This is a genomic window from Streptomyces sp. NPDC045026, assembly GCF_056432625.1.
Map to the genome: position 1 here is coordinate 317,342 of NZ_JBWKIS010000002.1, position 21,795 is coordinate 339,136.

At 72.4% G+C, this 21,795-nt stretch carries 24 protein-coding genes and 1 other RNA gene; 10 read left to right on the forward strand and 15 right to left on the reverse strand.

Annotated elements, in window-relative coordinates; genetic code table 11:
* The first annotated feature begins 46 nt into the window (after window positions 1-46).
* Together AC07EJ_RS05250 and AC07EJ_RS05255 are read left to right on the forward strand one after the other, a co-directional pair.
* On the forward strand, window positions 47-1,123 hold the full coding sequence (locus tag AC07EJ_RS05250) for a Zn-dependent alcohol dehydrogenase (protein ID WP_389475916.1): 1,077 nt from the start codon (window positions 47-49) through the stop codon (window positions 1,121-1,123).
* Between the two features lie 25 nt (window positions 1,124-1,148).
* Window positions 1,149-2,090 (forward strand): 3-oxoacyl-ACP reductase, encoded by a 942-nt coding sequence (locus tag AC07EJ_RS05255; protein ID WP_389475914.1) that lies wholly within the window; start codon window positions 1,149-1,151, stop codon window positions 2,088-2,090.
* A gap of 55 nt (window positions 2,091-2,145) precedes the next feature.
* Here the strand turns inward: AC07EJ_RS05255 and AC07EJ_RS05260 are convergent, their stop codons facing one another.
* On the reverse strand, window positions 2,146-2,304 hold the full coding sequence (locus AC07EJ_RS05260; protein ID WP_389475912.1) for a hypothetical protein: 159 nt from the start codon (window positions 2,302-2,304) through the stop codon (window positions 2,146-2,148).
* A 45-nt stretch (window positions 2,305-2,349) separates the two neighbouring features.
* On the reverse strand, window positions 2,350-3,936 hold the full coding sequence (locus AC07EJ_RS05265) for a hypothetical protein (RefSeq protein ID WP_478883927.1): 1,587 nt from the start codon (window positions 3,934-3,936) through the stop codon (window positions 2,350-2,352).
* Window positions 3,937-4,164: 228 nt separating this feature from the next.
* Between AC07EJ_RS05265 and AC07EJ_RS05270 the strand changes: the two genes are divergently transcribed.
* Window positions 4,165-5,226, forward strand: coding sequence for an ABC transporter substrate-binding protein (locus tag AC07EJ_RS05270; protein WP_389475908.1), 1,062 nt, complete (start codon window positions 4,165-4,167; stop codon window positions 5,224-5,226).
* Between the two features lie 8 nt (window positions 5,227-5,234).
* On the opposite strand, the gene AC07EJ_RS05275 is transcribed toward AC07EJ_RS05270, so the two are convergent.
* On the reverse strand, window positions 5,235-5,357 hold the full coding sequence (locus AC07EJ_RS05275) for a hypothetical protein (protein ID WP_389475906.1): 123 nt from the start codon (window positions 5,355-5,357) through the stop codon (window positions 5,235-5,237).
* A gap of 22 nt (window positions 5,358-5,379) precedes the next feature.
* Between AC07EJ_RS05275 and AC07EJ_RS05280 the strand changes: the two genes are divergently transcribed.
* The 3 genes from AC07EJ_RS05280 to AC07EJ_RS05290 are packed head-to-tail and all read left to right on the forward strand — an operon-like array spanning window position 5,380 to window position 8,263.
* On the forward strand, window positions 5,380-6,237 hold the full coding sequence (locus AC07EJ_RS05280; protein ID WP_478883826.1) for a Nif3-like dinuclear metal center hexameric protein: 858 nt from the start codon (window positions 5,380-5,382) through the stop codon (window positions 6,235-6,237).
* Entirely contained in the window at window positions 6,234-6,977 is a 744-nt protein-coding gene (locus tag AC07EJ_RS05285; protein WP_389476343.1) for a zinc ribbon domain-containing protein, read from the forward strand. Before AC07EJ_RS05280 ends, AC07EJ_RS05285 begins: the two co-directional genes overlap by 4 nt.
* A gap of 11 nt (window positions 6,978-6,988) precedes the next feature.
* The gene (locus tag AC07EJ_RS05290; RefSeq protein WP_478883928.1) at window positions 6,989-8,263 is read left to right on the forward strand and encodes a bifunctional RNase H/acid phosphatase; all 1,275 of its coding nucleotides are present in this window, start codon (window positions 6,989-6,991) and stop codon (window positions 8,261-8,263) included.
* Between the two features lie 31 nt (window positions 8,264-8,294).
* Here AC07EJ_RS05290 and eda read toward each other — a convergent pair whose 3' ends face one another.
* Window positions 8,295-8,951 carry a bifunctional 4-hydroxy-2-oxoglutarate aldolase/2-dehydro-3-deoxy-phosphogluconate aldolase gene (eda, locus tag AC07EJ_RS05295; RefSeq protein ID WP_389475902.1) on the reverse strand — a complete coding sequence of 219 codons (657 nt, stop codon included), beginning with the start codon at window positions 8,949-8,951 and terminating at the stop codon, window positions 8,295-8,297.
* A gap of 94 nt (window positions 8,952-9,045) precedes the next feature.
* Complete coding sequence (gene yaaA / locus AC07EJ_RS05300) at window positions 9,046-9,852, reverse strand: peroxide stress protein YaaA (RefSeq protein ID WP_389475900.1); 807 nt, start codon at window positions 9,850-9,852, stop codon at window positions 9,046-9,048.
* A gap of 389 nt (window positions 9,853-10,241) precedes the next feature.
* Here yaaA and AC07EJ_RS05305 point away from each other — a divergent pair, with 389 nt between their 5' ends.
* Both AC07EJ_RS05305 and rnpB read left to right on the forward strand, forming a co-directional pair.
* Entirely contained in the window at window positions 10,242-11,693 is a 1,452-nt protein-coding gene (locus AC07EJ_RS05305) for an RNB domain-containing ribonuclease (RefSeq protein ID WP_478883827.1), read from the forward strand.
* Window positions 11,694-11,722: 29 nt separating this feature from the next.
* An RNA gene (gene rnpB / locus AC07EJ_RS05310) (RNase P RNA component class A) lies at window positions 11,723-12,142 on the forward strand.
* 82 nt (window positions 12,143-12,224) lie between these two features.
* Here rnpB and AC07EJ_RS05315 read toward each other — a convergent pair.
* The 6 genes from AC07EJ_RS05315 to AC07EJ_RS05340 all read right to left on the reverse strand — a co-directional run bounded on the left by AC07EJ_RS05315 (window position 12,225) and on the right by AC07EJ_RS05340 (window position 15,826).
* Window positions 12,225-12,500, reverse strand: coding sequence for a DUF1876 domain-containing protein (locus tag AC07EJ_RS05315; protein ID WP_100592570.1), 276 nt, complete (start codon window positions 12,498-12,500; stop codon window positions 12,225-12,227).
* 86 nt (window positions 12,501-12,586) lie between these two features.
* Window positions 12,587-13,441 (reverse strand): glycosyltransferase family 2 protein, encoded by an 855-nt coding sequence (locus tag AC07EJ_RS05320; RefSeq protein WP_389476339.1) that lies wholly within the window; start codon window positions 13,439-13,441, stop codon window positions 12,587-12,589.
* A 130-nt stretch (window positions 13,442-13,571) separates the two neighbouring features.
* Window positions 13,572-14,162: a GrpB family protein gene (locus tag AC07EJ_RS05325; protein WP_389475895.1), complete on the reverse strand. Its 591-nt coding sequence runs from the start codon at window positions 14,160-14,162 to the stop codon at window positions 13,572-13,574.
* Window positions 14,162-14,719 (reverse strand): MOSC domain-containing protein, encoded by a 558-nt coding sequence (locus AC07EJ_RS05330; protein WP_389475892.1) that lies wholly within the window; start codon window positions 14,717-14,719, stop codon window positions 14,162-14,164. Before AC07EJ_RS05330 ends, AC07EJ_RS05325 begins: the two co-directional genes overlap by 1 nt.
* A gap of 156 nt (window positions 14,720-14,875) precedes the next feature.
* Window positions 14,876-15,241, reverse strand: a complete 366-nt coding sequence (locus AC07EJ_RS05335; protein ID WP_389475890.1) for a MazG-like family protein — start codon at window positions 15,239-15,241, stop codon at window positions 14,876-14,878.
* A 24-nt stretch (window positions 15,242-15,265) separates the two neighbouring features.
* Complete coding sequence (locus AC07EJ_RS05340) at window positions 15,266-15,826, reverse strand: DoxX family protein (RefSeq protein WP_393582584.1); 561 nt, start codon at window positions 15,824-15,826, stop codon at window positions 15,266-15,268.
* A gap of 214 nt (window positions 15,827-16,040) precedes the next feature.
* Here AC07EJ_RS05340 and AC07EJ_RS05345 point away from each other — a divergent pair, with 214 nt between their 5' ends.
* Window positions 16,041-16,364, forward strand: a complete 324-nt coding sequence (locus AC07EJ_RS05345; RefSeq protein WP_389475886.1) for a nuclear transport factor 2 family protein — start codon at window positions 16,041-16,043, stop codon at window positions 16,362-16,364.
* A gap of 42 nt (window positions 16,365-16,406) precedes the next feature.
* On the opposite strand, the gene AC07EJ_RS05350 is transcribed toward AC07EJ_RS05345, so the two are convergent.
* The 3 genes from AC07EJ_RS05350 to AC07EJ_RS05360 form a co-directional block, all read right to left on the reverse strand.
* Window positions 16,407-17,291, reverse strand: coding sequence for a PhzF family phenazine biosynthesis protein (locus tag AC07EJ_RS05350; RefSeq protein WP_389475884.1), 885 nt, complete (start codon window positions 17,289-17,291; stop codon window positions 16,407-16,409).
* Window positions 17,292-17,410: 119 nt separating this feature from the next.
* Window positions 17,411-17,872, reverse strand: coding sequence for a lamin tail domain-containing protein (locus AC07EJ_RS05355; protein WP_389475882.1), 462 nt, complete (start codon window positions 17,870-17,872; stop codon window positions 17,411-17,413).
* 115 nt (window positions 17,873-17,987) lie between these two features.
* Window positions 17,988-18,767 carry an SDR family oxidoreductase gene (locus AC07EJ_RS05360; RefSeq protein WP_389475880.1) on the reverse strand — a complete coding sequence of 260 codons (780 nt, stop codon included), beginning with the start codon at window positions 18,765-18,767 and terminating at the stop codon, window positions 17,988-17,990.
* Between the two features lie 134 nt (window positions 18,768-18,901).
* On the opposite strand from AC07EJ_RS05360, the gene AC07EJ_RS05365 reads away from it, so the two are divergent.
* Complete coding sequence (locus AC07EJ_RS05365) at window positions 18,902-20,551, forward strand: alkaline phosphatase D family protein (protein ID WP_393582580.1); 1,650 nt, start codon at window positions 18,902-18,904, stop codon at window positions 20,549-20,551.
* 161 nt (window positions 20,552-20,712) lie between these two features.
* Here the strand turns inward: AC07EJ_RS05365 and AC07EJ_RS05370 are convergent, their stop codons facing one another.
* On the reverse strand, window positions 20,713-21,711 hold the full coding sequence (locus AC07EJ_RS05370) for a Gfo/Idh/MocA family protein (protein WP_478883828.1): 999 nt from the start codon (window positions 21,709-21,711) through the stop codon (window positions 20,713-20,715).
* Window positions 21,712-21,795: the final 84 nt, after the last annotated feature.

Consider the following 21,795-nt stretch of genomic DNA (forward strand, 5'->3'; position numbering starts at 1 on the left):
GCCCTTCGAGGCCCTTCGGGACCCATCGGGAGAGGAGCCGCACGCCATGCGCGCAGCCGTACTGCACGAGATAGGCCAGGACAAACTCGAGGTACTCGACGACGTCGAGGCGGTGGGCTTCGGTCCGGGGAAGGTGAAGATCCGGGTCAGGGCCACCGGACTGTGCCACTCCGACGTGTCCGCGATGAACGGCGTGCTGCCGCAGCCCGCCCCCTTCATCCCCGGTCACGAGGGCGCCGGCGAGATCCTCGACGTCGGCGACGGCGTCACGAACGTCAAGCCCGGCGACCGCGTCCTCGTCTGCTGGCTCCCGGCCTGCGGCGCCTGTCCGGCGTGCAAACGCGGCCAGACCCAGCTCTGCCTCGCCGGCTTCATGAACGCGGGCACCCCCAACTTCAAGCGCCCCGGTGGTGACGTCTTCGGCTTCGCCGGCACCGGCACCTTCACCGAGGAGGTCGTCGTCGACGCGGGCTGCGCCGTGCCGATCCCCGACGACGTGCCCTTCGACATAGCGGCCCTCATCGGCTGCGGCGTCACCACCGGGCTCGGTGCCGCCATCAACACCGCGGACGTGGCGGCCGGTTCGTCCGTCGCCGTCATCGGCTGCGGCGGCGTCGGCATCTCCGCGATCCAGGGCGCCCGGCTCAAGGGTGCCGCGCAGATCGTCGCCGTGGACCCCGTCGCCTCACGCCGCGAGGCAGCCCTGAGGTTCGGCGCCACCGAGGCCGTGTCCCCGGACGAACTCGCCGACGCCAAGCAGCGCGTCACCGCGGGCGAGGGCTTCGACTACGTCTTCGAGGTCGTCGGCAAGTCCGCCACGGCCCGCACCGCCTACGAGACGACGCGGCGCGGCGGCACCCTGTGCGTCGTCGGCGCGGGCGCCCTCGACGACTTCCTCCAGCTGAACATGTTCGAGCTGTTCTTCGACGAGAAGAAGATCCTGCCGTCCATGTACGGCGGCGGCGACGTCCTGACCTCCTACGAGCGGGCCATCTCCCTGTGGCGGGCCGGCCGCATCGACCTGGAGAGCCTCATCACGCACCGCGTACCGCTCGCGGAGATCAACGAAGCCCTTGACCAGATGCGGACGGGCGCGGCACTGCGCACCTGCATCGAAATCTGAACCTCCGTGCTCTGAGAGGACTTTGATGTCACAGCCACTCGAAGGCCTGTCCGCGATCGTCACCGGCGCGGGTCGCGGCCTCGGCCGGGCGGAGGCGCTCGAACTCGCCCGGCTCGGCGCGAGCGTCGTCGTGAACGACTTCGGGCAGCCGGGCCGCGACGGCTCGGGCGGCGCCGACGCCACCCCGGCCGAGGAGGTCGCCGCCGAGATCCGGGCCGCGGGCGGGCAGGCCGTCGCCCACCTCGGGGACGTCGCCGACCACGAACAGGCCCGCGAGCTCGTCCAGTTGGCCGTCGACACGTACGGAAAACTCGACATCCTCGTCAACAACGCGGGCATCCTGCGCGACCGCATGATCTTCTCGATGAGCGAGGACGAGTGGGACTCGGTCATCCGCGTCCACCTCAAGGGGCACTTCAACACCAGCCACTTCGCATCCGTCCACTGGCGCGCCCGCTCGAAGGAGGCGGGCGCACCCGTCTACGGCCGCATCGTCAACACCTCGTCCGAGGCCTTCCTCGCCGGCTCGGCCGGACAGCCCAACTACGCGGCGGCCAAGGGCGGCATCGTCGGCCTGACGACCTCCTCGGCCCTCGCCCTCGGCAAGTACGGCGTCACGGCCAACGTCATCTGCCCGCGCGCCCGCACCCGTATGACCGAGGACGTCTTCGCCGGCTTCGCGGAGCCCGGAGCGGGCGAGCTCGACCCGCTGGCCCCCGAACACGTGGCCCCGCTCGTCGGCTACCTCGCGTCCCCGGCCGCCGGGAACGTCAACGGCCAGCTGCTCGTCGTGCACGGCGGCCTGGTCGCCGTCGTCGAACGCCCCAAGGTCTCCGCCAAGTTCGACACCGAGAAGGACGCCTTCAGTTACGAGGAGCTGGACGCGCTGCTCACCCCGCACTACGCGGACCGGCCGCCGAACGAGACGTTCGCCGCGGCCGAGGTGCTCGGCCTCAAACACGCCTGAACCCATGGCGAAGGGGCCCGGAACCATACGGTTCCGGGCCCCTCCGTCATGCCGTTCAGCCCTGCTCGGACTGCACCTTGCGGTGCCGGCCGTGCGGCGCCGCATTCTCGTCCCGCGAGGACACACCACCACGGTGCCGGCCGGGACCGGCGGACCTGTCCGCCGCCTCCCTGGACTCCGCCGTGGTCATCTCCGCGTTCATCGTGTCGGCCATCGAAAACTCACCCCGTAACAAGATCCTTCAAACAGCCGGGCGAGTCTAACCGGCGGGTGCCGCCCTTGTCCCGGCGGTTGTCGCGCGTCGCATGAGACCGGCAAGAGGAGCCTGCTGGAGCGGCACGGGACGGGCCGCCGAGGGCGGCTCGGGCACTGTCTGCGGGGCCTGCTCGGCCGGATGATCGTCGGGGTCCGGTACCGACGCGCGCGCGATCCCGCAGGGCACCGACTCGGTGACGTACGGGAGTTGCAGCTCACCGTCGCGCGTCCACAGGCCCGCCCCCGCCAACCAGCCCTGCGGGGGCGCGAGGTGATGCAGTCGGCGGTCGGCGGGCCGCCACAGGCCCAGCCAGGTGCCCGCGGCGCCGTCGACCCGCAGCGCCACCGCACAGCTCTCCGGCATCAGGGTCTGCCCCGGCTGGATCGCGAACGGCGTCATCGCGCAGTCCGTCAGACGCAGGCACTCGGGGAAGCGCACCGGCAGTGTCGAGCCCAACACGCCCCAGCCCAGACGTTCATGGCCGGGCGACGGTGCGTCCGAGCGGATCAGGAGCAGCCCGCTGTCCGGATCGGCGAGCACCAGCCTGTCCGCGCTGGACTCCGCGATCTGGAGCAGCGGCGTGACCTCGCCGCCCCGCCCCAGGTCCACCGCGACCGCCTTGACGGGACCCCCGTCGAGGGAGCGGTCCAGCGCCAGCATCCGGCCCGCGCGGTCCAGCCACACCCCGCCCGAACAGCGCCCCGGGACCTCGGCCACGAACTCGGGCCCGAACGCCCCGCCCGCGACCATCCACACACCCGTCGACCGCTCGCCCACGGTGATGGCGTACGCGCATCTGCCGCCCGGCGCCGGCGGAAGCAGCGTCAACTGCCCCCCGCTCACGGCCCCGAGAGGCACCTCGCCCGTTCGCGGACCCGTCGGGTACAGCAAGGAGAACGAGTGGCGGCCGTCCACCGCGCGCCGGATGAGGACGCGCCCGTCGCCCATGGGGACGACCTCGGTCCCCGGCTCCTCCGGCTGGTTCCCGGGCAACGGCACCGCGTACGGCTCCGGCCCGTCCAAGGTCCACCGCTCCGGAAACCAGGACGTCCCGTCGGACGCGAGCCGCGCGGCGTAGGCCCCGTCGGCGGTGATGACGCACGCGGGGCGGGGGGTGCGGGGGGTGACGGAGGCGGGCGCGGGGCGGGGTGTGGGGGGAGCGGGCGCGGGGGGAGGGGGCGTTGGGGGAGCGGGAGCGGGGCCACTCTCCGGGGCCTGCGCGCTGTCCGGTCCTGGGGTGCCGTCCGGCCGCGGACCGGTGCCGGGTCCGGGATCGGTGTTCGGGGCCTGCCCATGATGGGTGGCGGGTCCGTGGTCGGGGGCCTGCCGGTGGTTGGCGGCGGGTCGGTGGTCCGGGGCGTGCCCGTACTCGGTGTCGGGCTCGGTGTCGGGTCCGCGCTCCGGGGGCCGCCCGTCATCCGTGGCGGGTCCGCGCTCGGGCGCCTGCCCGTTCTCCTGGTCCCGGTCCGCGTGCGCGGCCGCGCACGGCTCCGGGTCCTGTCCGTTCTCCGGTTCGTGTCCGCTTTTCGGGGCCGGTCCGCGCGCCGGGCCCGGTCCGCTCTCCGTCTCCGTCGTGGGCTCGATCGCCAAGGCCGTCATGGGGATCACTCACCTCCGGTTCGTCCGAGCCGAAGCTAGTTTTCGCACGCGCTGCCGTGGCACTCGCGGCTCAGGCTTCACACCAAAGGGTGGCCATGTCCGTATCTGCCTGAAAGGGGTGGGTCGGATGTGCTGGCACGTCCGGAAGTGCCTGGTGTTAGGTTTGCCTAACCATATTTACGGCGGCCTGACGCCACGAAGTTCGGAGCTGGAACACCCATGGCCCTGCGAACAAGCCCTCGCACCCGCGGCACCGCCGCCGTAGCCCTCGCCGTGGCCGCCGCCCTGTCGCTCGCGGCCTGCGGGTCGGGCGACTCGGGCTCCGGCTCCTCCGCCGGCTCAGGCAAGTCCGACAACGGCAGCGGCTCCAAGGCCGTCGCCCAGGGCGGCGAGGACTTCGCCAAGGCGGCCTCGCAGACCGCCAAGATGGGCACGACCGCCAAGGCCGGCCAGTTCCCGCGCACCATCGAGCACGCCATGGGCAAGACCGAACTCAAGGCGCAGCCCAAGAGGGTCGTGGTCCTCGACGTGGGCGAGCTCGACAATGTCGCGTCGCTGGGCGTCAAGCCCGTCGGCTACGCCCCCACCGAGGGCGACGACGGCGTCCCGTCCTACCTGAAGAAGACGGCGGGCACCCCCAAGGACGTCGGCACGATCAACTCCCTCAACCTGGAGGCGATCGCCAATCTCCACCCCGACCTGATTCTCGGCAGCGAGCTGCGCGCCGCCAAGCTCTACCCGCAGCTCTCCAAGATCGCCCCGACGGTGTTCTCCATCCGCCCCGGCTTCACGTGGAAGGAGAACTACCTCCTCAACGCGTCCGCCCTCGACAAGACCGCCGAGGCCAAGGCGAACCTCGCCGCGTACGAGAAGAAGGCGAAGAAGCTCGGCGACGACATCGGCGAGAAGAAGCCCACCGTCACGATGCTGCGCTACATGCCCGGCATGATCCGCCTCTACGCGAAGGCGTCCTTCATCGGCACGATCCTCGACGACGCCGGCATCCCGCGCCCCAAGAACCAGCAGGTCGTGGACCTCGCCACGGAGGTCAGCCCGGAGAAGATCGACCAGGCCGACGCCGACTGGATCTTCACCGGCGTCTACGGCGACGCGAAGAAGACCGACCGCGCCACCGCCGAGGACAACCCGCTGTGGAAGAAGCTCGGCGCCGTGAAGAACGGACAGGCCAAGGACGTCCCGGACGAGACCTGGTACCTGGGGCTCGGTGTCACCGCCGCGAACCTGGTCCTCGACGACCTGCACGGCTACCTCGTCAAGTAGTCCGTCGCTCACCTCGTCGAGTGGTCCGCCGTCCACCTCGCCAAGTAGCCGACCGTCCCCGGCCGGTAGCGGTACGTGAGCCCGTACCGCTGCCGGCCGCGGCCGAATGTGCGCCAGGGCCGACGGGGCATGGAGGGAAGGTAGCCTTTCACCGTGCCCCGTCTGTCTGAAGTCATCGCCGCGCTCGAGAAGCTGTGGCCCCCCGAGCGGGCCGAGTCGTGGGACGCGGTCGGCACGGTCGCCGGCGACCCCGACGCCGAGGTCCTTCGGGTCCTGTTCGCCGTGGACCCGGTTCAGGAGACCGTCGACGAGGCGGTGAAGCTGGGCGCGGACCTGCTGGTCACGCACCACCCGCTCTATCTGCGCGGCACGACGACCGTCGTCGCCACCACCTTCAAGGGCCGCGTCGTCCACACGCTGATCAAGAACGACATCGCTCTGCACGTCGCGCACACGAACGCCGACAGCGCCGACCCGGGCGTCTCCGACGCACTCGCGGGCGCCCTCGACTTCCGCGTCACCGGCCCCCTCGTACCGGACCCGACCGACCCCGCGGGCCGCCGCGGACTCGGCCGGATCTGCGAACTCGAACACCCCGTCACCCTGCGCGAACTGGCCGGCCTGGCCGCCGACCGGCTGCCCGCCACCGCGCAGGGCATCCGCATCTCCGGCGACCTCGACGCGACGATCCGCACGATCGCCGTCAGCGGCGGCTCCGGCGACAGCCTCTTCGCCGACGTGCGCGCCGCGGGCGTCGACGCCTTCCTCACCGCGGACCTGCGCCACCACCCCGCCTCGGAGGCCCGCGAACAGAGCCCCCTCGCGCTGCTCGACGCCGCCCACTGGGCCACCGAGCAGCCCTGGTGCGAGCTGGCGGCCGCCCAGCTCGACGAGATCTCCGACCGCAACGGATGGGGACTTCGCGTCCACGTCTCGAAGACGGTCACCGACCCCTGGACCGCCCACGCGGCGTCCAACGCCGCACCGATCCCAACTGGAGCCCCCAACTGAACGCCGCGCCCGCCGACCAGATCCGACTTCTCGACGTCCAGGCCCTGGACGTACGACTGTCGCAGCTCGCGCACAAGCGCAAGTCGCTGCCCGAGCACGCCGAGATCGAGTCGCTGAACAAGGACCTCACGCAGCTGCGCGACCTGCACGTCGCCGCGCAGACGGAGGAGAGCGACTGCGCCCGCGAGCAGACCAAGGCCGAGCAGGACGTCGACCAGGTCCGCCAGCGCGCCGCCCGCGACCAGCAGCGCCTGGACTCCGGCGCCGTCACGTCCCCCAAGGACCTGGAGAACCTCCAGCGCGAGATCGCCTCGCTGGCCAAGCGCCAGGGCGACCTGGAGGACGTCGTCCTCGAGGTCATGGAGCGCCGCGAGTCCGCGCAGGAGCGCTTCGAGGAGCTGACCGGCCGGGTAGCCTCCGTCCAGGGCAAGATCGACGACGCGACGGCCCGCCGCGACGCCTCCTTCGAGGAGATCGACGGCGAGGCCGCCTCGGTCACCAAGGAGCGCGAGGTCATCTCCGGTACCGTCCCCGCCGACCTGCTGAAGCTCTACGACAAGCTCCGGATCAAGGAGGGCGGCGTCGGTGCGGCCCGCCTCTACCAGCGCCGCTGCGAGGGCTGCCAGCTGGAGCTGAACATCACCGAGCTGAACGAGGTGCGGGCCGCGGCGTCCGACTCCGTGGTGCGCTGCGAGAACTGCCACCGGATCCTGGTGCGCACGTCCGAGTCCGGCCTGTAGGAGCCTTCGTGGTGCGGGAGTTCATCGTCGAGGCCGACGGCGGTTCCCGGGGCAACCCGGGGCCGGCGGGCTACGGCTCGGTCGTCATCGACGCGGCGACGGGGGAGACCCTGGCGGAGGCCGCCGAGTACATCGGCATCGCCACGAACAACGTCGCCGAGTACCGGGGGCTCGTGGCGGGCCTGCGCGCCGCCCACGCCCTCGACCCGACGGCGTCGGTGCACGTCCGGATGGACTCCAAGCTCGTCGTCGAGCAGATGTCGGGCCGCTGGAAGATCAAGCACCCCGACATGCGGCCGCTCGCCGCCGAGGCGGCGACCGTGCTCCCGGCGTCGCAGGTGACGTACGAGTGGATCCCGCGCGAGCGGAACAAGCACGCGGACCGGCTCGCCAACGAGGCGATGGACGCGGGCAAGCGGGGCAAGCAGTGGGAGGCCTCGCGCTCGACCGCCGAGCTCGATGCGCCGCGTCCCCAGGTGGACCGGGGGGCTCCGCCCGGGGACGCGGCGGCCGGGGCGGCGAAGGCGCGGGCCGCACTCGCGGGCACGCGGGGCAGCACGGACGCACGGGGCGACACGGGCACGCGGGGCAGCACGGACACGCGGGCCGCTCAGAACGTGGCGGGCACCGCGTCTCAGGGCTGGTCGGCGGCTCCCGATCTCGGGGCGCCCGCCACCTTCGTACTCCTGCGGCACGGGGAGACCGCGCTCACGCCCGAGAAGCGGTTCTCCGGCTCCGGCGGCAGCGATCCCGAGCTGTCGGCGGCGGGGCGCGCGCAGGCCGAGCGGGTCGCCACGGCGCTCGCCGCGCGCGGCACCGTTCAGGCGATCGTCTCGTCGCCGCTCAAGCGGTGCCAGGAGACGGCGCGGACCGTCGCCGCCCGCCTCGGGCTCGACGTGACCATCGAAGAGGGCCTGCGCGAGACGGACTTCGGGGCGTGGGAGGGGCTGACCTTCGGGGAGGTCCGCGAGCGCTACCCGGACGACATGAACGCCTGGCTGGCCTCGTCGAAGGCCGAACCGACCGGCGGCGGCGAGAGCTTCGCGGCGGTCGCCCGTCGGGTCGCCACGACGCGGGACCGGCTCGTCGGGCAGTACGCGGGACGCACGGTCCTCCTCGTCACGCACGTCACGCCGATCAAGACGTTCGTACGGCTCGCGCTCGGCGCGCCGCCGGAGTCACTGTTCCGGATGGAACTCTCGGCGGCGTCGCTGTCGGCGGTCGCGTACTACGGCGACGGCAACGCGAGCGTGCGGCTCTTGAACGAGACGGCGCACCTGCGCTGACGTCGCGGGGCTCTGCCCCGGGCCCCGGTCCTCAAGCGCCGGACGGGCTGGATTTACCGGGGCCGGCGCCTTGGAGAGCCGACGCCTCGCGGGCCAGTTCCTCGATCCGGCCCCAGTCCTTCGCCGCCACCGCGTCCGCCGGCAACATCCAACTGCCGCCCACGCAGCCCACGTTCTTCAGCGCGAGGTAGGACGGGGCCGAGGTCACCGAGATCCCGCCGGTCGGGCAGAACCGCGCCTGCGGCAGCGGACCCGCCAGCGACTTCAGATACGGCACACCGCCCGCGGCCTCCGCGGGGAAGAACTTCATCTCGCTCACCCCGCGCTCCAGGAGCGCCACGACCTCCGACGTCGTGGAGACGCCCGGCAGGAACGGCACCCCGGACCTCTTCATCGAGTCGAGCAGCGAGTCCGTCCAGCCGGGGCTGACCAGGAAGCGCGCACCGGCCGCGACGGAGTCGGCGACGTTCTGCGGCGAGATGACCGTGCCCGCGCCGACGACGGCGTCCGGCACCTCGTCCGCGATGGCGCGGATCGCGTCGAGCGCGGCCGGCGTCCGCAGCGTCACCTCGATCGCCCGCAGGCCGCCCGCGACGAGCGCCCGCGCGAGCGGCACGGCGTCGGCGACGTCCTCCACGACGACGACGGGTACGACGGGGGCGAGATCGAGCACGGAGGAATCAGTCATGGGACCATCCTGCCCCGCGGTGTGCAGCATGCGCAAAGGGCGTTGCGCATGCTGCAATGCGTATGAGTTGGTGCCCAGTGGATCTGGTCGGTACTCAGTGGATCTGGGTGACCACTACGTCGAGCGCCCACGCCGTTCCCGCCTTCGCGGGCGCCTGCGCCTCCACCACATGGCCGAGATCCCGCAGCGCCTCGATCAGCTCGGCGGGGTCCGCGGGCGTGGTGCCGGTCTCCAGGAGCGTGCGCACGATCCGGCCCTTCGTCGCCTTGTTGAAGTGCGACACGACCGAACGCTTCTCCACGCCGGTCACGGGATCCGTCTGCGCGTGCAGCACCCGCACCGTCGCCGTACGCCCCGCGACCTCACCCTTCGGCTTCCACGCGCCCGCGTACGCGGACGACCTCAGATCGAGCACGAGTCCGTCCCCGGCCGCCTCCGGAAGGACCTCGGCCATCGGCTTGCGCCAGTGCGCGCCGAGCGCCCCGAGCCCCGGCAGCTTCACACCCATCGAGCAGCGGTACGAGGGAATCCGGTCGCTCACCCGCACCGCGCCCCACAGACCGGAGAAGACCAGCAGCGAACGCGCCGCCCGGCGCTTCGCCGCCGCGTCCAGGGTGGCGAGGCCGAGCGCGTCGTAGAGGACACCCGTGTAGATCTCACCGGCGGGGCGCGCACCCGCGGTGGGCAGCTCCACGTTCTTCGCGATCTCCCCGCGCAACCCCTCGCTGAGGCCGAGCACCTCGCGCGCCTTGTCCTCGTCGGCGGCACACAGCTCGACCAGCTCGTCGAACACGGCCTGCCGCGCCCCGGCGAGTCCCGGCAGGGAGAGCGCCTCAGGCTTCAGCGGGGCGCCGCGGCCCGACGGGGCCTTGCCTTCGGACGGCGGCAGCAGCACGAGCACGATCGGACTCCTCGGGACAGTGATGCGGATTCGGGGGTGCGGCCCCAGCGAAAGCGTACGGAAGGGGAGGGGGTGCCGGGGAACACGGGGTGCCGCGGTCATGGGGCGCCCGGGAACAAGGGGTGCCGCGGTCATGGGGTGCCGCGGTCATGGGGTGCCGGGGAACATGGGGCGCCCGGGAACACAGGGTGTCGCGGAGCACGGGGCGCCGCGGATCACCGTGTGTCGCGGTCACGGGGCGCCGGGGTCATGGGGTGCCGGAGGACCCGGGGTGCGGGGAACACGGGGCGCCCGGGAACACGGGGTGCCGCGGTCATGGGGTGCCGCGGAGCACGCGGTGCCGCGGATCACGGGGTGCCGACGTCCCCGCCCCGTCCTACGCTCGGTGCATGCCCCGCCGTCATCTCCGTGTGAGCGGCGCAGCCGAGGCCCAGCTGTGTGCCGCACTACGTGAACTGCGTACGACCCTGGACGTCCCCGGGGCCTTCCCGGCCGACGCCCTCGCGGAGGCGGAACGGGCCGCGACGGCCCCGCACCCACCGTCACCCACCGGCCGGGCGGACGCCACCGACATCCCCTTCTTCACGATCGACCCGCCGGCCGCCGTCGACCTCGACCAGGCGATGCACCTCTCGCGCCGCGACGGCGGCTACCGGGTCCGCTACGCCATCGCCGACGTCGCCGCGTACGTCACGCCCGGCGGCCCCCTCGACGCCGAGGCCCACCGCCGCGTCACCACGCTCTACTTCCCCGACGAGAAGGTCCCGCTGCACCCCACCGTGCTCAGCGAGGGCGCCGCCAGCCTGCTCCCCGGCCAGACCTGCCCCGCCGTCCTGTGGACGCTCGACCTCGACGCCGAAGGGCGCACCGTCGCCACCCACGTGGCCCGCGCCGCCGTACGCAGCCGCGCGAAGCTCGACTACGAGGGCGTGCAGCGGGCCATCGACGACGGCACCGCCGAGGACCCCGTAGCGCTCCTGCGCGAGATCGGACGCCTGCGCGAACAGCTGGAGACCGAGCGCGGCGGCATCTCCCTCAACGTCCCCGAACAAGAGATCACCGAACGCGACGGCCGCTACGAGCTCGGCTACCGCGCTCCGCTCCCCGCCGACGGCTGGAATGCCCAGATCTCCCTGCTCACCGGCATGGCCGCCGCCGACCTCATGCTCGCCGCGGGCACCGGCATCCTGCGCACCCTGCCGGCCGCTCCCGACGGTGCTGTCGGCCGCCTGCGCCGCACGGCCCGCGCCCTGCACATCGACTGGCCGCACCACGTCCCGTACGCCCAGCTCATCCGCTCGCTCGACCCGAAGAAGCCGCACCACGCGGCCTTCCTCCAGGAGTGCACGACGCTCCTGCGCGGCGCCGGCTACACCGTGTTCAGCGGCGGCACGCTCCCCGACCTCACCGTCCACGCCGCCGTCGCCGCGCCCTACGCCCACTGCACGGCCCCGCTGCGCCGCCTTTCCGACCGCTACGCCTCCGAACTGTGCCTGGCCGCGAGCGCGGGCACCGCGCCCCCGGAGTGGGTGCTCGCCGCGCTGCCCGCCCTGCCGAAGGAGATGGCGGAGGGCACGCGCCGGGCCAACGCCGTCGAGCGCGGCTGCGTCGACATCGTCGAGGCGGCGCTCCTCAAGGACCGGATCGGCGACATCTTCGAGGCGTGCGTCGTCGATGTGAAGGACCACGAACCGGCCGTCGGCACCGTCCAGTTGACCGACCCGGCGGTCGTCGCCCGCATCGAGGGCGGTACGGCTCCGCTGCCGCTGGGGGAGCGGCTGCGGGTACGGCTGACGCAGGCCGACCCGGGGGCGGCGAAGGTTCAGTTCGCCCCGGCCTGAGCGCCGGGTAGCATGGTCGGCACGGCAGACGAGCCGGGCGGACGGCCGCGTGAGGACCCTTTCACCGGGGTTTTCCCGAGGAACGTCCGGGCTCCACAGGGCAAGGTGGTGGCTAACGGCCACCCGGGGTGACCCGCGGGACAGTGCCACAGAAAACAGACCGCCGGGGACCGCAAGGCCCTCGGTAAGGGTGAAACGGTGGTGTAAGAGACCACCAGCGCCTGAGGTGACTCAGGCGGCTAGGTAAACCCCACCTGGAGCAAGGTCAAAAGGAGCCGCTTCCTCGCAAGAAGAGGCGGCTCTGCGCGGACGTTCGAGGGCTGCCCGCCCGAGTCCGCGGGTAGACCGCACGAGGCCGGCGGCAACGCCGGTCCTAGATGGATGGCCGTCTCCCCGGCCGCCGCGAGGCGACCGGGCGACAAAACCCGGCGTACAGCCCGACTCGTCTGCCTGCCAGGTCCCTGACCTGCGCGAACTCCTCGACTGCCGTGGGTGGTTTCCCTGCTCGGGGAGGCTCTGGGGACAATCAGCTCACCGCAACGTGTGCGACGTCCGTCCCGATGCCTCGTCGATCTCGTCGTGTGCCTTCGTCAGCATCTTCATCGCCAGCTCGTTGAGCGCCCTCGCACCCGCGACCTCCTCGCCGACCCGCGGCTGGTTCGCGTCGGAGGGGTGGCGGCTCGCGTAACCATGGGCCCGTACCTCGCTCCCGTCGGGGAGCCGGACGAGCGCGGCGGCACGCGTGCGATGTGTGTCTTCCTCGAATTCCAGCTCTACATGCCATCCGACAGCGGTCTGTGCCGACATCGCGATCACCTCCGGGACTGCTATTACCAGGGTGCGCCTGTCGGCCCCGCGACGCACCACGTCCCGCCCCGCCGCTCCGTCCCGGCTCAGATCACCGGCGGCCGCCCCAGTCGCGTCATGTGCCACGCGGTGCGCCAGCGCATCGGCCGCCGGTCCCCGCACGGCGTGCGCACGCCTTCGGCGAAGCCCCCGGCCCAGGCGCGCAGGCCCCCGGCGGACCGGGTGCGGGCGAGGGTGAGGAGGGTCCAGGTGCCGAGATAGAGCGGGATCAGGGGGAGTGGGAGCCGGCGCCGGGCCAGCCAGACGCGGTTGCGGGCCGTCATGCGGTGATAGACCGCGTGCCGGGCGGGCGACGTCTTGGGGTGCTGGAGCAGGAGCGACGGCTCGTAGACGACCTTCCAGCCGGCGTCCAGGGCCCGCCAGGCGAGGTCGGTCTCCTCGTGCGTGAAGAAGAAGTCGGCGGGCCAGTCGCCGGTCTCGGCGAGCATCCGCATCGAGAACGCGTGGCCGCCGCCGAGGAACGCCGTCACCTCACCGCCCCGCATCGGGTCCTTCGCGCGCAGCCGCGGCACGTGGCGGCGCTGCGTCTCGCCGTGTTCGTCCGCGATGCGGAAGCCGACGATGCCGAGCCGCGGGTCACCGGCGTACAGGTCGCGGACCGTCCGGAAGACGTCCGCGTCGACGAGGAGCCCGTCGTCGTCGAGTTCCACCGCCACGTCCACGTCGCCGAAGTCACGCAGCCGCTCCAGAGCGACGTTGCGGCCGCCGGGGCAGCCGAGGTTGTCGTCGAGTTCGACGGTCGTGACGGTGAAGGGCAGGCCGGACCCGGTGAAGTCGGGCAGCGGGGAGCCGTTGCCGATGAGGACGACCCGCGCCGGTGCCACGTCCTGCTTCGCCACCGCCGCCAGGAGGGCGTCGACCTCCCTGGGCCTGTTGCCCATCGTCACGATCGCGACGCCCAGACGCGGCGGTTGCTCCACGGTCGACTCCCCATTCCTCGGACATCCCGGTGCGGTGCCCGCGATGGTATCCGTTCACCGGGAAGTCACCAGTCAGCCAGGGGGAGTTGGGTCAGGCCGCAGGCTCCGGCGTCCACCCCGTCTCCGCCGCCCACGTCTCCGCGACCGCCACCACCAGGTCGACCACCGGGTCCTTCACATCGGCGTACGTGCCCGTGTCGGAGACCCGGGAGGCGAGGGCGTACTTGAAGTGGGCGTAGGCCGGGACCGCCTCCGGGTGGGTGCGGAACCAGTCGCGAAAGAGCAGGGCGAGGCGTTCGTTGGGGGAGCCGGCGAGACGTACGTGCAGGTTGACCGGCTCGGCGGACGTGCCGCGGCGGGACCAGAAGCGCTTGGCCCAGCGCGACGGGTGGTCGTCCAGGCCCGCCGGCACGTGGTCCCGGCGGTAGGGGGAGAGCCGGAAGCCCAGCTCCGCGAGGGGCCCCGCGAAAGCCGCCTCCGCCTCGTCCAGGCCGGCGACGCTCACCTGGAGGTCGTAGACCGGCTTCGCCGCCATCCCCGGGATCGACGTGCTGCCGATGTGTTCCACCCGCAGCGCCAACGGGCCGAGCGCCGCGCCGAGTTCGGCGCACAGCTCGCGGCCCCGCTCCGGCCACGCTGCTTCGTAGGGGGCGACGACGGGGATCTCCGGCTCGAGCGTCATCAGACGGCTTCCAGGGCGACGTGCGGCTCGGCCGGAAGCACCACGCGGATCGCGTCGCCGGGGCGCACGACGCCGCCGGTCCGCACCACGCTCATGATCCCGCCCTTGCGGACGACCGCCCCGTTCTCGTCGCGCCCGACGACCCGCTTGAGCAGTCCGTCCTGGAAGAGGTCGATCTGCAGGCAGGGGTTGCGCAGGCCCGTGACCTCGACGACCGCGCCGCCCTCGCCCAGGTGCAGGAGCGTGCCCGCGGGCAGCGCGAGCAGGTCGATGCCGGTCGTCGTGACGTTCTCCCCGAGGTCGCCGGGAGCGACCTCGTGGCCCTGCTCGGCGACTTCGGCGAACAGCTCCTCGTGCATGAGGTGGACCTGCCGCAGATTCGGCTGCGTCGGATCCTTCGCGACGCGGGAACGGTGCTTGACCGTGACGCCCGCGTGCACATCACCCTCCACACCGAGCCCGCCGAGCAGCGTGATGCTCTCCCGGTTCGGCTTGGTGAAGGAGTACGTCTCGTTACTGCTGACCGCGATGACCGCGCCACCGTCGAACCTGCCCATGCCGGGCCCCCGTTTCCGTGCCGGTGGTCCCTGACCCCGGCCGCCTGATCCGTGATCGCGACCGTCCGGACCGCGATCCACATCGAGCCTAACCCCGGCCCTCCGCGGGGAAGTCCGGGTGCGGTACGCCGCCGCAGCTGTCGTTCAGCCGGACGGTCATGAGGTGAGTGACCTCTCCGCCACCCGACGCAGATGCGCCGCCAGCACCTCGGGGGCGTTCGGGGTGAGGGTGCGCAGGGCGACGAGGGCGGTGACCACGACGTCGCAGAGCTCCGACTCGACGTCCTGCCAGGAGTGGCTCTCGCCCTTGCGCGGGTTCTGGCCCATCGCGCCGATGACCGCCTCGGCGACCTCGCCGACCTCCTCGGACAGCTTGAGCACCCGCAGCAGGAGGGCCTCGTCGCCGGTGCGGCGGTTGTGCGTGTCGAGCCAGGCGCGCAGCTCGTCGACGGTCTCCCACACGCTGTCGTACGTGGGCGGGGCGAGGTCGTGCCGGGCGCTGGGCCGCGTGGAGTCGGGCATACCCCGCAGCCTGCCACGGACGGGCTACTCGTCCGTGCCGTCCGCGGAATCCTCCCGCGGACCCGGCCGGCCCACCCGCTTGTTGCGCGACGCCACCACCGCGAGCGCGGCGGCGGCACCGCCCACGAGGGCGGCCGGGACCATCCAGTGCCGGTCCAGGACGTGCCCGAGCGAGTGGTCGAGGGAGTAGCGGCCCGCACCGGTCACCGCGAGGCCCGCGGCGACGAAGCCGAGGAAGGCCGGGTACTCGTAGCCGCCGCCCTGGGCGAAGAAGCCGTTGGGCGCGTGCACCGCGACCGCGCCGGCCATCGTGCCCGCGGCGGCGGCCCCGGCGACGGGCGTGGCGAGGCCGAGGGCGAGCAGGACGCCGCCGGCCGCCTCGCCGACACCGGCGGCCAGGGCGCTCGCCTTCGGCGGGGCGAAGCCCATGGCCTCCATCCCGGCGGCCGTGCCGCGCAGGCCCGGGCCGCCGAACCAGCCGAGCAGTTTCTGCGCTCCGTGCGCGGCGAGCACACCGCCCGTGCCCACACGCAGCGCGAGCAGTCCCAGGTCTTTCCGGTCCACACAAGGCTTGTGGCAGGTCATGGTCCTACGGTGCTTGAAACAGGTCATGGTCCTACGGTCCGGCAGGCCGGGCCGCGGCACCCGGTGCGCGGGCCCGTTCGGGTGGCGGGCACCGGGCGGCGGTGTGAGTCTGGGCCGGGGGCCCGGGCCCCGTGCGGCCGGGGTCCCGACCCGGCGACGTACGACCGGAAGGTCCGGCACCGTAGCGCCGGAAGGAGAGGCGGGAGACGGCGATATGCCCATCCAGACAACGAAGCTCAGCGACCCCGCGGTCCGGGCCTTCGTCACCGCGGTGAACGCCCACGACCGGGAGGCGTTCCGCGCCGCCCTCGCGCCCGGCGCGACGATGTCCGACGACGGGTCCGACCGGGACATCGACGAGTGGACCGGCCGCGAGATCTTCGACTCCCACGGGCACATGGAGATCGAGAAGGAGTCCTCGGGCGGCCTCGCCCTCACCGCCCGCTACAGCAACGACGCCTGGGGCGAGATGCGGACGAAGTGGCAGTTCGTCGTGGAGGGCGGCAAGGTGACCCGCTTCGAGACCGGCGAGGCGTAGCCCCCGGCCGGTACCGGGGCCGGCAGCCCGGTCCCGCACGCGTCAGCCGGGAATCCGTACCGCCGCGCCGCTCACCCGGACTCGCGGGTCGCCCTCGCGCAGTGTCACTGTCAGCTCGCCCGGGCGGCCCATGTCCTCGCCCTGATGGAGGGTGAGGACCGCATTGGAGGGGACGAGTCCGAGTGTGCGCGCGTACGCGCCGAACGCGGCCGCGGCGGCGCCCGTCGCTGGGTCCTCCACGACACCGCCGACCGGGAACGGGTCGCGGGCGTGGAAGACGAACTCCGAGGCGCGCCACACCAGTTGGACCGTGGTGAGATCGAGGCGGTGCATCAGGGCCTCGAGGCGCGCGAAGTCGTAGGAGAGGTCGGCGAGCCGCGCGCGGGTGGCGGCCGCGAGGACGAGGTGGCGGGCGCCCGCGTACGCGATGCGCGGCGGGAACGCCGGGTCGAGGTCGGCGGCGGGCCAGTCGAGCGCGGCGAGCGCCTCGGCCAGGTCGTCCGGCGCCACGTCGGTGATGTGCGGCTCGACGCTGGTGAGCGTCGTGCGCGGGGTGCCGTCGGCCCCCAGAGTGACCGTCGCCGGCACCTCGCCGGCCTGCGTCACGAAGAGGTAGTCGCCGGGCCCGTCGATCTCGCCGAGCGCCACGGCCGTGGCCACCGTGGCGTGCCCGCAGAAGGGGACCTCGGCTTTCGGGCTGAAGTAGCGCACGGTGTACGAGCGTTGCGTGCCGTCGGGTGCCGGGGCGCTGTCGGACGCGGGCGCCGGTGTCAGGAACGCCGTCTCGCTGTATCCGAGCCGGGCCGCGATCGCGAGCATCTCCTCGTCGTCGAGGGCGCGCGCGTCGAGCACGACACCGGCGGGGTTGCCGCCCGCGGGGTCCGTGGTGAAGGCGGTGTATCGCAGCACGTCGGCGTGGGTGTTCATGACGGGGGAGCGTAGCGCGGGCAGCCGCAGCGCGGCCCGGGTTTTCCTGCGGTCCCGTCGGCAGGTCCCCCTGGCCCCGGATCGCGGAACGGCTGCCCGCCTTCCCCCTCGCAAATGGCTCAGTGGCAGCTGATCCCGCCGGGCCCGTCACCCCATGAGCAGGAGTCGAGCTGGGTGCCGCTCGGTTTGATGAGGCGGGCCTTGTCGCCGGTGTTGTTCCAGACGTACGAGCCGCGGCCCCAGTAGCGCACGCCCGAGGCGTCGGTGCCCCGGCCGGTGCGGACCTTGACGGTCTTGCCGGCGCCGATGTTGTAGCTGCCGAACGTGTACGTGTAGCCGGTGTTGTCCTTCAGCTTGTAGCCCTTGAGCTGGATCGCGGAGCGGGTGTTGTTGTGGATGTTCACCCACTCCGCGTTCAGCGACGAGTTCGACCGGTTGTCGCTGCCGGGGCTGTCGTACTGGATGTAGCCCAGGTGCAGACCCCCCTGGTGGGCGGCCGCGGAGGCCGGGGACGCGGCGAGCAGGGAGACCGACAGGACGCCGGCCGCCAGGGCGGCCGGGGCCGCGGAACGTATGCGCAAAGTGTGCTCCAAATGTGAAGTTCCCATGGAGAGGTGCTGAGCATACGGGCCACGCTGCCCTGAATTGGGGCGGTAGGTCCCATTCCGCTTGTGGAGATTAGTCGAGATCAATCGCTCAACCACGCCCGATGTACGGCATGTTGGTCGCCAGGACCGTCGCGAACTGCACGTTCGCCTCCAGGGGCAGCTCGGCCATGTGCCGCACCGTGCGCGCCACGTCCGCGACATCCATCACCGGCTCCGCCGCCAGCGTTCCGTTCGCCTGGAGGGTCCCGGTCTGCATGCGCTCCGTCATGTCGGTCGCCGCGTTGCCGATGTCGATCTGGCCGCACGCGATCCGGTACGGACGCCCGTCCAGGGACAGCGACTTCGTCAGCCCGGTCAGCGCGTGCTTCGTCGTCGTGTACGCGGTCGAGCGCGGCCGGGGCGTGTGCGCCGAGATGGAGCCGTTGTTGATGATCCGGCCGCCCTGCGGGTCCTGCTCCTTCATCTGCCGGAACGCCGCCTGAGCGCACAGGAAGGCGCCGTTGAGGTTCGTGTCGACGACGTGGCGCCAGGCGTCGTACTCCAGGTCCTCGACCGGGGCCGAGGGCCCGAACGTGCCCGCGTTGTTGAAGAGCAGGTCGAGCCGGCCGAACCGGTCGCGTACGGCGGCGAAGAGCGCCGCCACGTCGTCGGGGCTGGAGACATCGGCCCGTACGGACAGCGACCTGGCCGTGGCCTCGGGGGCGAGGGCCGCCGTCGCGTCGAGGGTCTCGGTGCGGCGGCCCGCGAGCGCCACCTGCCAGCCCGCGCGGAGCAGTTCGACGGCGACGGCCCGGCCGATGCCGGAGCCCGCGCCGGTCACGACGGCGGTCGGGGTGCTGGTGGCGGATGCGCTGTGCTGATCGTTCATGGCCCCGGAGCGTACGGGAGGAGGGGTCACGCGGAGATCACCCATCCGCCATATGGAGGCCGTGTGCATGACAGTCGACGGTCGTCCCGCACCACTCCAATTTCCCCTGACAACAACCGTCAGGGGAGGGCCACATGACAGCCGAAGGACGCCATCCGAGCCAGCACTCGCCCGAACTCCGCACCGCGGCGGGCCACTTGGGCCGCCGCCGGTTCCTCACGGTCACCGGTGCCGCCGCCGCGCTCGCCTTCGCCACCAACCTGCCGGCCGCGGGTGCCGCGAGCGCCGCCGAGTTCGACGCGCGGAAGATCACCGCCGACCCGTTCACCCTCGGTGTCGCCTCCGGGGACCCCCTGCCCGGCTCCGTCCTCCTGTGGACGCGCCTGGCCCCGTCCCCGTACGAGGCGGACAGCGGCCTGCCCGCCCAGCGCATAGCCGTCGAGTGGGAGCTCGCGCACGACGAGCGCTTCCGGCGCATCGTGCGGCGCGGCACGGCAACCGCCCACCCCGAGTTCAACCACTCCGTCCACGTTGAGGTCGACCACCTCGCCCCGGGCGGCGTCTACTACTACCGCTTCCGCACCGGCAAGTGGGTCAGCGGCACCGGCCGGACGCGCACGGCACCCTCCGCCCACGCCCGCACCTCGGCCCTCACCCTCGCCGCGGTCTCCTGCCAGGCCTACCACGACGGCTACTTCACGGCCTACAAGCACCTCGCCGCCGACCCCTCCGTGGACGTCGTCTTCCACCTCGGCGACTACCTCTACGAGTACGCCGTGACCCCCGCGGGCGGCGTCCGCGCGTACACCGGCGCGAACGTGCTGCCCGACCGGTTCAACCACGAGACCGTGACCCTGGAGGACTACCGCCTGCGCTACGCCCTCTACAAGTCCGATCCCGACCTGAAGGCCGCGCACGCCGCGCACCCCTTCGTGGTCACCTGGGACGACCACGAGACCGAGAACAACTACGCGGACGACATCGACGAACAGGACGGCCCGCCCGCCGAGTTCCTGCTCCGCCGCGCCTCCGCGTACCGCGCCTACTGGGAGAACCAGCCCCTGCGCCGCCCGCAGCTCCCGCAGGGCCCCGACGCCCAGATGTACCGGCGCCTGACCTGGGGCAAGCTGGCCCAGTTCGACATCCTCGACACCCGCCAGTACCGCTCCAACCAGGCGTACGGCGACGGCTCCCACGTCCCCGGGCCCGAGTCGGACGACCCGGCGCGCACCATCACCGGCGCCACGCAGGAGCGGTGGCTCGTCGACGGCTGGCGCCGCTCGCACGCCCTGTGGAACGTCGTCCCGCAGCAGGTCACCTTCTCGCAGCGCAAGCTCGACCTGAACGCGGCCGCGAAGGTGTCCATGGACGCGTGGGACGGCTACCGCGCCTCGCGTCAGCGCGTCCTCGCCGGGGCCAGGGCGGCCCGCGTCGAGAACCTGATGGTGCTCACCGGTGACGTGCACGTCGGCTACGCCTTCGACATCAAGGACAACTTCGACGACCCGTCGTCGAAGACCCTCGGCACGGAGATCGTCGCCACGTCCGTCAGCAGCGGCAAGGACGGCGCCGACAAGCCGGCGAACTGGGGCACCTACACCCAGGCCAACCCGCACCTGAAGTTCTACAACGGGCGGCGCGGCTACGTGACGGTCGCGCTCGGCGAGCACGAGGCCCGCGCCGACTTCAAGACGGTCCCGGCGGTGACCGTCCCGGGGGCCGGGATCAGCACGGCCGCGTCGTTCGTGACCAAGGTGGGCGACCAGGGCCTGCGCCCGGCGTAACGGGAACGGCCACCCCGCGCCCCCGAATCATTCCCGGGGGCGCGGGACGGCTGCCTTCAGGCGCGTGGGGAGCACCTTCTCGGGGGCGCGGGCAGCCGCTTTCCAGGGGCGCGGGGAACTGCGCGACAAGCCCCACCGGCCCGCACCCGGCAACGAAACCGCTACCGCTCCGACGGATACCGCACCCCGACAGCGGCCCGGACCGCATCCAGGGTCCGCATAACCGCCAGCGACCCTTCCAGAGGAACAAGCGGCGACTCCGTGTCGCCGGCCCGCAGCCGGTGCATCACCTCACCCGCCTCATGCCGGAGGCTGTCGCGAGGCCCGTCCCCCGCCTCCGCCGTGAACTCCTGCGGCTCCCGCCCGTCCCGGTGCAGCACGAACCGGTCCGGGTAGAAGAAGCCGTGCGGAATGTCGATGCGGCCCTTGGACCCAGTGATCGACGCGGTGACCGGAGTACCCGCGTCGATCGAGCAGTTGAGCAGGGCGTGAGCACCGCTCTCCCACGAGAGCAGCATCGCCGTACGGAGATCGACGCCCTCGTCCGAGAGCGCCGCCCTCGCGGTGACCTCCGACGGCTCGCCGAGGATCAGGTGCGCGAACGACACCGGGTAGACGCCCAGATCGAGCAGCGCGCCGCCGCCCTGCTTCGGGTCCCGCAGCCGGTGAGCCGGAGGGAAGGGGCCGGCGAGCCCGAAGTCGGCCTGCACCGTGCGGACTTCACCGACCGCGCCGTCGTCGACCAGCGCCTTCAGCTTCCTGATCAGCGGATGGCAGTACATCCACATGGCCTCCATCAGGAAGAGGCCGCGGCTGCGGGCGAGCGTCACCAGCTCCTCCGCCTCGCGCGAGTTCAGCGTGAACGCCTTCTCGCACAGGACGGCCCGCCCCGCCTCCAGGCACAGCCCGGCGGCTGCGCGGTGTGCGGCGTGCGGGGTCGCGACGTACACGACATCCACGTCCTCGTCCTCGGCGAGCGAGGACCATTCCCCGTATGCCCGCGGGATCCCGAAGCGCTCCGCGAACGCCTTCGCCGAGGCGTCGGAGCGGGACGCCACGGCGACGACCTCCGCGTCCGGCATGTCGAGAAGGTTCGCCGTGAAGGACGCGGCGATGCCCCCGGTCGCCAGGACGCCCCACCGCACACGCTCACGTTCCACCACTGAAGGCCCCCTGCCCGGTTCCGGCCACCGCCCGGCGCCGGCACGTCACGAAATGTGGTCTCAACCAATGCACCTGAGCTG

Bases quoted from the DNA above. Each gene is read 5' to 3' on its own strand.
- AC07EJ_RS05250 (WP_389475916.1), top strand. From the start codon at position 47: ATGCGCGCAGCCGTACTGCACGAGATAGGCCAGGACAAACTCGAGGTA.
- AC07EJ_RS05255 (WP_389475914.1), top strand. From the start codon at position 1,149: ATGTCACAGCCACTCGAAGGCCTGTCCGCGATCGTCACCGGCGCGGGT.
- AC07EJ_RS05260 (WP_389475912.1), bottom strand. From the start codon at position 2,304: ATGGCCGACACGATGAACGCGGAGATGACCACGGCGGAGTCCAGGGAG.
- AC07EJ_RS05270 (WP_389475908.1), top strand. From the start codon at position 4,165: ATGGCCCTGCGAACAAGCCCTCGCACCCGCGGCACCGCCGCCGTAGCC.
- AC07EJ_RS05275 (WP_389475906.1), bottom strand. From the start codon at position 5,357: ATGCCCCGTCGGCCCTGGCGCACATTCGGCCGCGGCCGGCAGCGGTAC.
- eda (WP_389475902.1), bottom strand. From the start codon at position 8,951: ATGACTGATTCCTCCGTGCTCGATCTCGCCCCCGTCGTACCCGTCGTC.
- AC07EJ_RS05305 (WP_478883827.1), top strand. From the start codon at position 10,242: ATGCCCCGCCGTCATCTCCGTGTGAGCGGCGCAGCCGAGGCCCAGCTG.
- AC07EJ_RS05315 (WP_100592570.1), bottom strand. From the start codon at position 12,500: ATGTCGGCACAGACCGCTGTCGGATGGCATGTAGAGCTGGAATTCGAG.
- AC07EJ_RS05320 (WP_389476339.1), bottom strand. From the start codon at position 13,441: ATGGGCAACAGGCCCAGGGAGGTCGACGCCCTCCTGGCGGCGGTGGCG.
- AC07EJ_RS05325 (WP_389475895.1), bottom strand. From the start codon at position 14,162: ATGACGCTCGAGCCGGAGATCCCCGTCGTCGCCCCCTACGAAGCAGCG.
- AC07EJ_RS05330 (WP_389475892.1), bottom strand. From the start codon at position 14,719: ATGGGCAGGTTCGACGGTGGCGCGGTCATCGCGGTCAGCAGTAACGAG.
- AC07EJ_RS05335 (WP_389475890.1), bottom strand. From the start codon at position 15,241: ATGCCCGACTCCACGCGGCCCAGCGCCCGGCACGACCTCGCCCCGCCC.
- AC07EJ_RS05340 (WP_393582584.1), bottom strand. From the start codon at position 15,826: ATGACCTGCCACAAGCCTTGTGTGGACCGGAAAGACCTGGGACTGCTC.
- AC07EJ_RS05345 (WP_389475886.1), top strand. From the start codon at position 16,041: ATGCCCATCCAGACAACGAAGCTCAGCGACCCCGCGGTCCGGGCCTTC.
- AC07EJ_RS05350 (WP_389475884.1), bottom strand. From the start codon at position 17,291: ATGAACACCCACGCCGACGTGCTGCGATACACCGCCTTCACCACGGAC.
- AC07EJ_RS05360 (WP_389475880.1), bottom strand. From the start codon at position 18,767: ATGAACGATCAGCACAGCGCATCCGCCACCAGCACCCCGACCGCCGTC.
- AC07EJ_RS05365 (WP_393582580.1), top strand. From the start codon at position 18,902: ATGACAGCCGAAGGACGCCATCCGAGCCAGCACTCGCCCGAACTCCGC.